The sequence below is a fragment of the Parafrankia sp. FMc2 genome, assembly GCF_041008525.1.
Lineage (GTDB): Bacteria > Actinomycetota > Actinomycetes > Frankiales > Frankiaceae > Parafrankia.
On the sequence record NZ_JBFLUG010000228.1, the window covers coordinates 1 to 7,527 of the forward strand.

7 protein-coding genes and 1 pseudogene are annotated in these 7,527 nt (G+C 70.1%); 6 read left to right on the top strand and 2 right to left on the bottom strand.

The window, feature by feature from the left end:
- A partial coding sequence (locus AB1460_RS34720; RefSeq protein ID WP_368966597.1) for a helix-turn-helix domain-containing protein occupies positions 1-425 on the bottom strand: 425 nt, incomplete at its 3' end.
- A 210-nt stretch (positions 426-635) separates the two neighbouring features.
- Here AB1460_RS34720 and AB1460_RS34725 point away from each other — a divergent pair.
- Entirely contained in the window at positions 636-830 is a 195-nt protein-coding gene (locus tag AB1460_RS34725; RefSeq protein WP_368966598.1) for a hypothetical protein, read from the top strand.
- 75 nt (positions 831-905) lie between these two features.
- Here AB1460_RS34725 and AB1460_RS34730 read toward each other — a convergent pair whose 3' ends face one another.
- The gene (locus AB1460_RS34730; RefSeq protein WP_368966599.1) at positions 906-1,865 is read right to left on the bottom strand and encodes an SDR family NAD(P)-dependent oxidoreductase; all 960 of its coding nucleotides are present in this window, start codon (positions 1,863-1,865) and stop codon (positions 906-908) included.
- A gap of 101 nt (positions 1,866-1,966) precedes the next feature.
- Between AB1460_RS34730 and AB1460_RS34735 the strand changes: the two genes are divergently transcribed.
- The 5 genes and pseudogenes from AB1460_RS34735 to AB1460_RS34755 all read left to right on the top strand — a co-directional run.
- Entirely contained in the window at positions 1,967-2,551 is a 585-nt protein-coding gene (locus tag AB1460_RS34735; protein WP_420497447.1) for a TetR/AcrR family transcriptional regulator, read from the top strand.
- Positions 2,552-2,668: 117 nt separating this feature from the next.
- Positions 2,669-3,523 carry an SAM-dependent methyltransferase gene (locus AB1460_RS34740; RefSeq protein ID WP_368966601.1) on the top strand — a complete coding sequence of 285 codons (855 nt, stop codon included), beginning with the start codon at positions 2,669-2,671 and terminating at the stop codon, positions 3,521-3,523.
- Positions 3,524-3,716: 193 nt separating this feature from the next.
- Positions 3,717-4,151, top strand: a complete 435-nt coding sequence (locus AB1460_RS34745; protein ID WP_368966602.1) for a Fur family transcriptional regulator — start codon at positions 3,717-3,719, stop codon at positions 4,149-4,151.
- A 128-nt stretch (positions 4,152-4,279) separates the two neighbouring features.
- A complete protein-coding gene (gene katG / locus AB1460_RS34750) occupies positions 4,280-6,565 on the top strand; it encodes a catalase/peroxidase HPI (RefSeq protein ID WP_368966603.1) in 2,286 nt (761 codons plus the stop codon).
- A 201-nt stretch (positions 6,566-6,766) separates the two neighbouring features.
- A pseudogene (locus AB1460_RS34755) lies at positions 6,767-7,201 on the top strand (SAM-dependent methyltransferase); the annotation flags it as partial.
- Positions 7,202-7,527: the final 326 nt, after the last annotated feature.

Sequence of the window (7,527 nt, forward strand, 5' to 3'; positions counted from 1 at the left end):
GGACGGGACCGGCGAAACCGCACCCACCCGACCTTGGGTACCCGTACCTGCGACCAGCGGCCGTTGACCCGCCGCACATCGGCGGGCTTCACCGCAACGATCCGGAAACCCTCGGCCCGGCCCCGTCCACGAAACGACGGCCGCCGATGCGAACCACGAAAAAAGTGGGCCATCGCCGTCGTATAGTCCCGCAGTGCCTGCTGCTGCACGATCACACTGCCTGCCGCCAGCCACGGATTGGCTCCCCGCGCGTCGGTGAGCTGCCGATTCTGCTCCACATAGCCGGGAGCGGGCCCACGGCGTGGATTCCACCACGACCCCTGCTCGCAGGCCAGGTTCCACACATACCGGGCATGCCCACAGTGCACCAGCAGAGCTTCTTCCTCCGCCACATCGGGATACAACCGGAACCGGGACACGACCACACCCTAACTGCTATCCCCAAACAAACCGCACACCCGCCTCATCGAGACCACGAAAGGAAACAAACACCCTCAACCGCGAGATGATTTACCTTGAGCGCCGTTTCCTCGAACGGCAGTCCGCCTGACGGCGAATCGCCTACCAACGCCCCGCTGCACGGGAAACCGGATTCCTCCCCGGCCTGAAAACCGAGGCATCCTCCGAGAATTTTGGTGAATCCGCCGCAACCAGGCAGTTCCGAGGACGGCTGGGACTGGCTGGGGGTCGTGGCCTCCGGCGTCGGCGCCCCACGGGACGAGGTGCGATTCGCCGACCTCAACGGCGACGGTCGCGACGACCACCTGGCCATCAACGATGACGGTGCGGCGACGGCCTGGACCAACAACGGCCAGGTCCGCGAGGGGTAGCGCGCACCACGGCGGCGGCCGGCCACGGAGAGGTGACCGGCCGCGGGACGCGCTCGTGGCCGAGCCGAGGGCCGGTCAGGCCGGAGTGGCCGCGTGGCCGGTGTGGAGGGTCTGCTCGGAGACGTCCCAGAGCCGCGCGGCGGCCTGCGGGTCGAGGGCGTAGGCCGCCACGCCGTTGCGGGCACTGAGCACGCCGACCTCAGCCTCGTTGCAGTCCTCGAAGTACCGCCCGCCGGCCCCGGCGAGCAGCGGCGACACCGCGACCAGGATGGACGTCGCGGCGCCCTGTTCCGGCGTCTTCCATTTCAGGTCGTCGCCGCCGGCGGCGGCGCGCAGCCGGTCCAGTTCCTCCTCGGAGACATGGCGCTGCAGGTTCGTGCGGATGCCGCCGGGCATCAGCGCGTTCACGGTGATGTCGTCGCCGGCCCACCGCCGGCTGGCCTCGACGGCGAACAGCACGTTGGCCGTCTTCGACTGGCCGTAGGCCGACCACGGGTCGTAGGGGCGCCGCTCGAAGTGGATGTCGTCGAAGACCACTGACGAGCGGTGATGCGCGCTGGAGCTCACCGACACGACACGCGCGCCCGCGGCGGCGACCAGTGCCCGGTACAGGCCGGTGGTGAGGGCGAAGTGGCCCAGATGGTTCGTGGCGAACTGCAGCTCCCAGCCTTCGGGCGTGCGGGTGAGCGGCGACGCCATGACGCCGGCGTTGTTGACCAGGATGTCGAGCGGCCCGTCCCACCGGGATGTGAACGCGGTCACCGAGGCCTGGTCGGCCAGGTCGAGCGCCTCGACCAGCACCCGGCCGGTCGCCCCGCCCGCCGCGATGTCAGCGGCGGTGCGCTCGCCCGCGCCGGTGTCGCGGACGGCGAGGGTGACCTCCGCCCCGGCACCGGCCAGCGCCCGCGCCGTCTCGATGCCGATGCCGGAGGCACCGCCGGTGACGATGGTGCGCTGCCCGGTGAGGTCAACACCGGCGATCACCTCGGCGGCGGTCGACTCGGCACCGAACGGGGTCGTGATCCGATCAGTCATCGTGCGATCCCTCTCGATACGCTTATTCGGAGGATCCTCCGCTCACTCGAAGCTAACCGGAGGGTCCTCCGAAAAGTTCCCGACCGATCCCACAGGCTTCGATGAACTCGGGAGACCTGGTGTCAGCTGCCCGCCCCCAGCGCATCGACGCCCGCCGCAACCGGGAGCGGCTGCTTGAGACGGCCGTCCGGATGCTGTCCGAGGAGGGCCCGGAGGTCACTCTCGGCGCGATCGCCAAGGAGGCCGGGGTCGGCATAGGCACGCTGTACCGGCACTTCCCCACCCGGGAGGCGCTGATCGACGCCGCCTACCGCAACGAGCTCGACCGCCTGTGCGACTCCGCCGACGACCTCGTCCGCGCCCAGCCGCCCGACCAGGCCATTCGTGAATGGATGACGCGCTTCGTCGACTACATGGCCACCAAACGGGGCATGGGCGACGCGCTGCGCGCACTGATCGCGGCCGGCGGCGACCCGTTCGCGAACAGCCGCCAGCGGCTCACCGGCGCGGTGACGACGCTGCTCACCGCCGGAGCATCCGCCGGCGTGTTGCGTGCGGACGTCACTCCGGACGACCTCCTCGTGAGCATCAGCGGCGTGGCGCTCGCGACCGCCGACCGCGGCGACCGCGCCCAGGTCGGACGCCTGCTCGATCTCCTCCTGGACGGACTGCGCCCACACCGCTGAGGGCGCCGGGCCGCCCACCGGGACGATCCGCTCCCTCCGGCCGAAGGGCACAGCTGCGCGCGGGGCGCACGATAGGGTGCACTCCGCATACAGACGTTGTCGTGAAACGGGGGATTCGTGACCTCAGGTAACGAGCTTGTCGGAGGCCACAGCCTGGTCGCAGCGGACGGAACGACGCTGGACGTCGACCTGCGAACCGACATTCCGCACCCGGCGCGGGTCTACGACTACATCCTCGGCGGGACGGAGAACTTCCCGGCGGACCGGGCCGCGGCCGGAGACTTCAGCAGAAGCCTGCCGAACCTTCCGACGTCCATGCGGGCGAACCGGAACTTCATGGCCCGGATGGCTCGCACCCTGGCCGCCGAGCACGGCATCCGCCAGTTCCTCGACATCGGCTCCGGGCTGCCGACCGCGCCGAACCTGCACGAGGTCGTCCAGCAGGTCGCCCCGGAATCGCGGGTCGTCTACGTCGACAACGATCCCATCGTGCTGGTGCACGCCCGGGCCCTGCTCACCAGCACCCCCGAGGGCCGCACCGCCTATCTGGACGCCGATCTGAGCAGGCCGGACGAGATCCTCGGGTCCGGCCAGCTGCAGGAGACGCTCGACCTGAGCCGGCCGGTGGCGGTCAGCCTCCTCGCGGTTGTGCACTTCATTCCCGACGACGGCGTCGTGCAGAAGGTCATCGACCAGCTCATGGCCCCGCTGCCGTCAGGGAGCATTCTCGCCGTGTCCACGACGACGGCCGACTACTCACCGGAAGAGGTGCACGCGGGCGTCGCCGCCTACCGGGCCAGCGGCATCCCGCTGACCGCCCGGGACCGGAAGGGTGTCGAGTCCTTCTTCGCGGGGCTGGAACTCCTGGACCCCGGCGTTACTCTCGTCCACCGCTGGCACCCCGACGCCGATGCAGCCACCTACACCGACAGCCAGGTCTACATGTACGGCGGAATCGCCCGCAAGCCGTAGCCCGCCGTACCCCCCGTAGCCACCCGTAGCCCCCGTGGCCACCCGTGCCCCGGACGTCGCCCGGTCGGGGCACGCCCGACGTCCGGGACACCCCTCCGAGCCGGGCGGGCGACACGGCCCGCTCCCGGTTCCCCCGGAAAGATCTTCCATCGTTTTCTTGACTGGTTCAGGAAAAGAGCGCACTGTACTAGCCATGACGTCACCCGCGGACCTCCAGCAGCTGCTGCGGGGGGTCGCGCTGCGCGTCACCCGCCCTCGGATCGCCGTCCTCGGCGCGGTGCACGCGCATCCGCACGCCGACACCGAATCGATCATCTCCGCCGTACGCGAGGAACTCCCCGAGGCCTCCCACCAGGCCGTCTACGACTCGCTGCGGGTCCTCACGAACGCGGGCCTGGTGCGGCGCATCCAGCCGGCCGGTTCGGTGGCCCGCTACGAATCGCGGGTCGGCGACAACCACCACCACGTCGTCTGCCGATCCTGCGGCACCGTCTCGGACGTTGACTGCGCCGTCGGCGACGCCCCGTGCCTCACCGCGTCCGACGACCACGGGTTCTCGATCGACGAGGCCGAGGTCGTCTACTGGGGCTTCTGCCCCGCCTGTTCCACCGCCGGCAGTCGTCCCTGACCAGGTAGCCGTCCCAGACCAGCAGCAGCGAACCAGCACCACGCAGGCTCCCAGCCGGCAGGCCCCGAACACACCGGACGTCTCTGAAACGCCACGATCATTGTTGATCAACGTGCCCGGAGGGTGCAATGTCCGAGAACACCGCTCACGACAAAGCCGAGGTCTTCCCCACCAACACCGCGAGCAACGAGACCGGCCAGGACAGCCAGAGCGAGGCGCGCTGCCCGGTCCCGCACGGGCGCGCCCCGCACCCCACCCAGGGGGGTGGTAACCGCGGCTGGTGGCCGAACCAGCTGAACCTGCGGATTCTCGCCAAGAACCCCGCGGTGGCCAATCCTCTCGGTGCGGACTTCGACTACGCGGCGGCGTTCACCACCCTCGACCTCCCGGCCGTGAAGCAGGACATCGCACAGGTCCTGACCACCTCGCAGGACTGGTGGCCGGCCGACTTCGGGCACTACGGGCCATTCATCATCCGGATGGCGTGGCACGCCGCCGGCACCTACCGAATCAGCGACGGCCGCGGTGGCGCCGGTGCCGGCCAGCAGCGTTTCGCGCCGCTCAACAGCTGGCCGGACAACGCGAACCTGGACAAGGCCCGCCGGCTGCTGTGGCCGGTCAAGAAGAAGTACGGCCAGGCGCTTTCCTGGGCCGACCTGCTCGTGCTCGCCGGCAATGTCGCGCTGGAGTCGATGGGCTTCACCACCTTCGGTTTCGCCGGCGGCCGGCCGGATGTCTGGGAGCCCGACGAGGACGTCTACTGGGGCCCGGAGCAGACCTGGCTCGGCGACGAGCGTTACACCGGTGACCGGGAGCTCGAGGAGCCGCTCGGCGCCGTCCAGATGGGTCTGATCTACGTCAACCCGGAGGGCCCGAACGGCGTGCCGGACCCGCTCGCCGCGGCCCGCGACATCCGCGAGACGTTCCGCCGGATGGCGATGGACGACACGGAGACCGTCGCCCTGATCGCCGGCGGCCACACCTTCGGCAAGACCCACGGCGCGGCGAACCCCGACGAGTACGTCGGTGCCGAGCCCGAGGGCGCCCCGTTGGAGGAGCAGGGCCTCGGCTGGAAGAACGGCTTCGGCACCGGCAAGGGTGGCGACACAATCACCAGCGGCCTCGAGGGCATCTGGACGAACACCCCGGTGACCTGGGACAACAGCTTCTTCGAGATCCTTTTCGGCTACGAGTGGGAGCTGACACGCAGCCCCGCCGGGGCGCACCAGTGGAAGCCGAAGGACGGCGCGGGTGCCGGGACCGTCCCGGACGCGCACGACCCGTCCCGCACCCACGCGCCGACGATGCTGACGACGGACCTCGCGCTGCGCGCCGACCCGGTCTACGAGCCGATCTCGCGGCGCTTCCTGGAGCACCCGGAGGAGTTCGCCGACGCGTTCGCCCGCGCCTGGTTCAAGCTGACGCACCGCGACATGGGCCCGATCGCGCGCTACCTCGGCCCGGAGGTTCCGGCGCAGACGCTGATCTGGCAGGACCCGGTCCCGGCGGTCGACCACGAGCTCGTCACCGCCGCGGACATCGCCGACCTCAAGGCTCGCGTTCTCGCCTCGGGCCTGTCGGTGTCGCGGCTGGTCAGCGTGGCGTGGGCGTCCGCGTCGACGTTCCGCGGCGGGGACAAGCGTGGCGGCGCGAACGGGGCGCGCATCCGGCTGGAGCCGCAGCGCGGGTGGGAGGTGAACGAGCCCGACGAGCTCGCCGTGGCCCTGCGCACCCTGACGGAGATCCAGGAGAGCTTCAACGCGGCGCGGACCGGTAGCCGGCGGATCTCGCTCGCCGACCTGATCGTGCTCGCGGGTGCCGCCGCGGTCGAGCAGGCCGCGCGCAACGCCGGAGTCGAGGTGGATGTCCCGTTCACACCCGGGCGGACGGACGCCTCGCAGGAGCAGACGGACGTCGAGTCGTTCGTCCCGCTGGAGCCGACCGTCGACGGGTTCCGCAACTATGTCGGCAAGGGCCGTCGCCTGCCGGCCGAGTTCCTCCTCGTCGACCGGGCGAACCTGCTGACCCTGAGCGCGCCGGAGCTGACCGTCCTCGTCGGCGGCCTCCGCGTCCTCGGCGCGAACCACCGACAGTCGCCGCTCGGCGTGCTCACCTCCACCCCGGGGACCCTGTCGAACGACTTCTTCGTCAACCTCCTCGACCTGGGCACCACCTGGGCGCCCGCGGCGGGCGACGAAGGCGTCTTCGAGGGCCGGGACACCGCGACCGGCGAACTGCGCTGGACGGCGAGCCGCGTCGACCTCGTCTTCGGGTCGAACTCCGAGCTGCGGGCGCTGGCCGAGGTGTACGCGGGCGACGACGCACGGGCGAAGTTCGTCCGTGACTTCGTCGCGGCCTGGGTGAAGGTGTCGAACCTCGGCCGGTTCGACCTCGCCCCTGTCACCACGGCCTGAGCAGGCTTCGAGGCTCCCCGAGGGCCTGCCCTCGGGGAGCCTCGAAGGGCTCGGACAGCCCTGGTCCGTGCCGCCGGCCGCCGCAGGCAGCGACGCCCGGCGGCACGGACCGGCCGAACCGCGTCAGGCACCCCCCGAACCGGGTGACGGCAGAAGTCTGCTAGAAAGCGGCAGGCGCGCATGCGAACGGCGTTCTCTCAGATGAGATGGGGGCAGTCCGTGGCTGACAGCGATGACGCTGGTCAGGACATCGGCTCGGTGGCGGGCTGGATTCCTCTGGACTCAGCAACGGACTGGGCTCCTCCGCACGTCGATCTGAAGAGCGACGTGGCGCATTCGGCCCGGGTCTACGACTACATCCTCGGCGGCAAGGACAACTTTCCCGCCGACCGCGCGGCGGCCGGCGAGTTCACCAGGAGCCTGCCGAACCTGGCGACGTCCATGCGGGCGAACCGGAACTTCATGGTCCGGTCGGCCCGCGTCCTCGCCGCGGAGCACGGCATCCGGCAGTTCCTCGACATCGGGACCGGGCTGCCGACCGCGCCGAACCTGCACGAGGTCGTCCAGCAGGTCGCCCCGGAATCACGGGTCGTCTACGTCGACAACGATCCGATCGTGACGGGGCACGGTCAGGCTTCTCACCGGCATCTTCTCTAATCGGACCGTCCCCGGGGTCCACACCTGCGTTGCACACGCCGCACGGCTCGGACGCACTACGCCGGCAACCGCACCGCCTGACGCTCGTTGGCGACGCCGTTTCCGAAACTACCCCGAAGAAGCCGAAGGGGTCCATATGATGCCGCAAACCTGTTGATCAGCACCGATGTTTGGTGATGCTAGCGGTGGTTTGTTGGATCAGGGTGGTAGATAAAGGTGCAGGCCATGGCCTGCACCAACCGCGGCGATCAGTGCTTGGAACTCATCGGGCGGTGGTCTCGCTGACCATGCGTGCCAGCAACGCT

Bases quoted from the DNA above. Each gene is read 5' to 3' on its own strand.
- AB1460_RS34730 (WP_368966599.1), bottom strand. From the start codon at position 1,865: ATGACTGATCGGATCACGACCCCGTTCGGTGCCGAGTCGACCGCCGCC.
- AB1460_RS34735 (WP_420497447.1), top strand. From the start codon at position 1,967: ATGAACTCGGGAGACCTGGTGTCAGCTGCCCGCCCCCAGCGCATCGAC.
- AB1460_RS34745 (WP_368966602.1), top strand. From the start codon at position 3,717: ATGACGTCACCCGCGGACCTCCAGCAGCTGCTGCGGGGGGTCGCGCTG.
- katG (WP_368966603.1), top strand. From the start codon at position 4,280: ATGTCCGAGAACACCGCTCACGACAAAGCCGAGGTCTTCCCCACCAAC.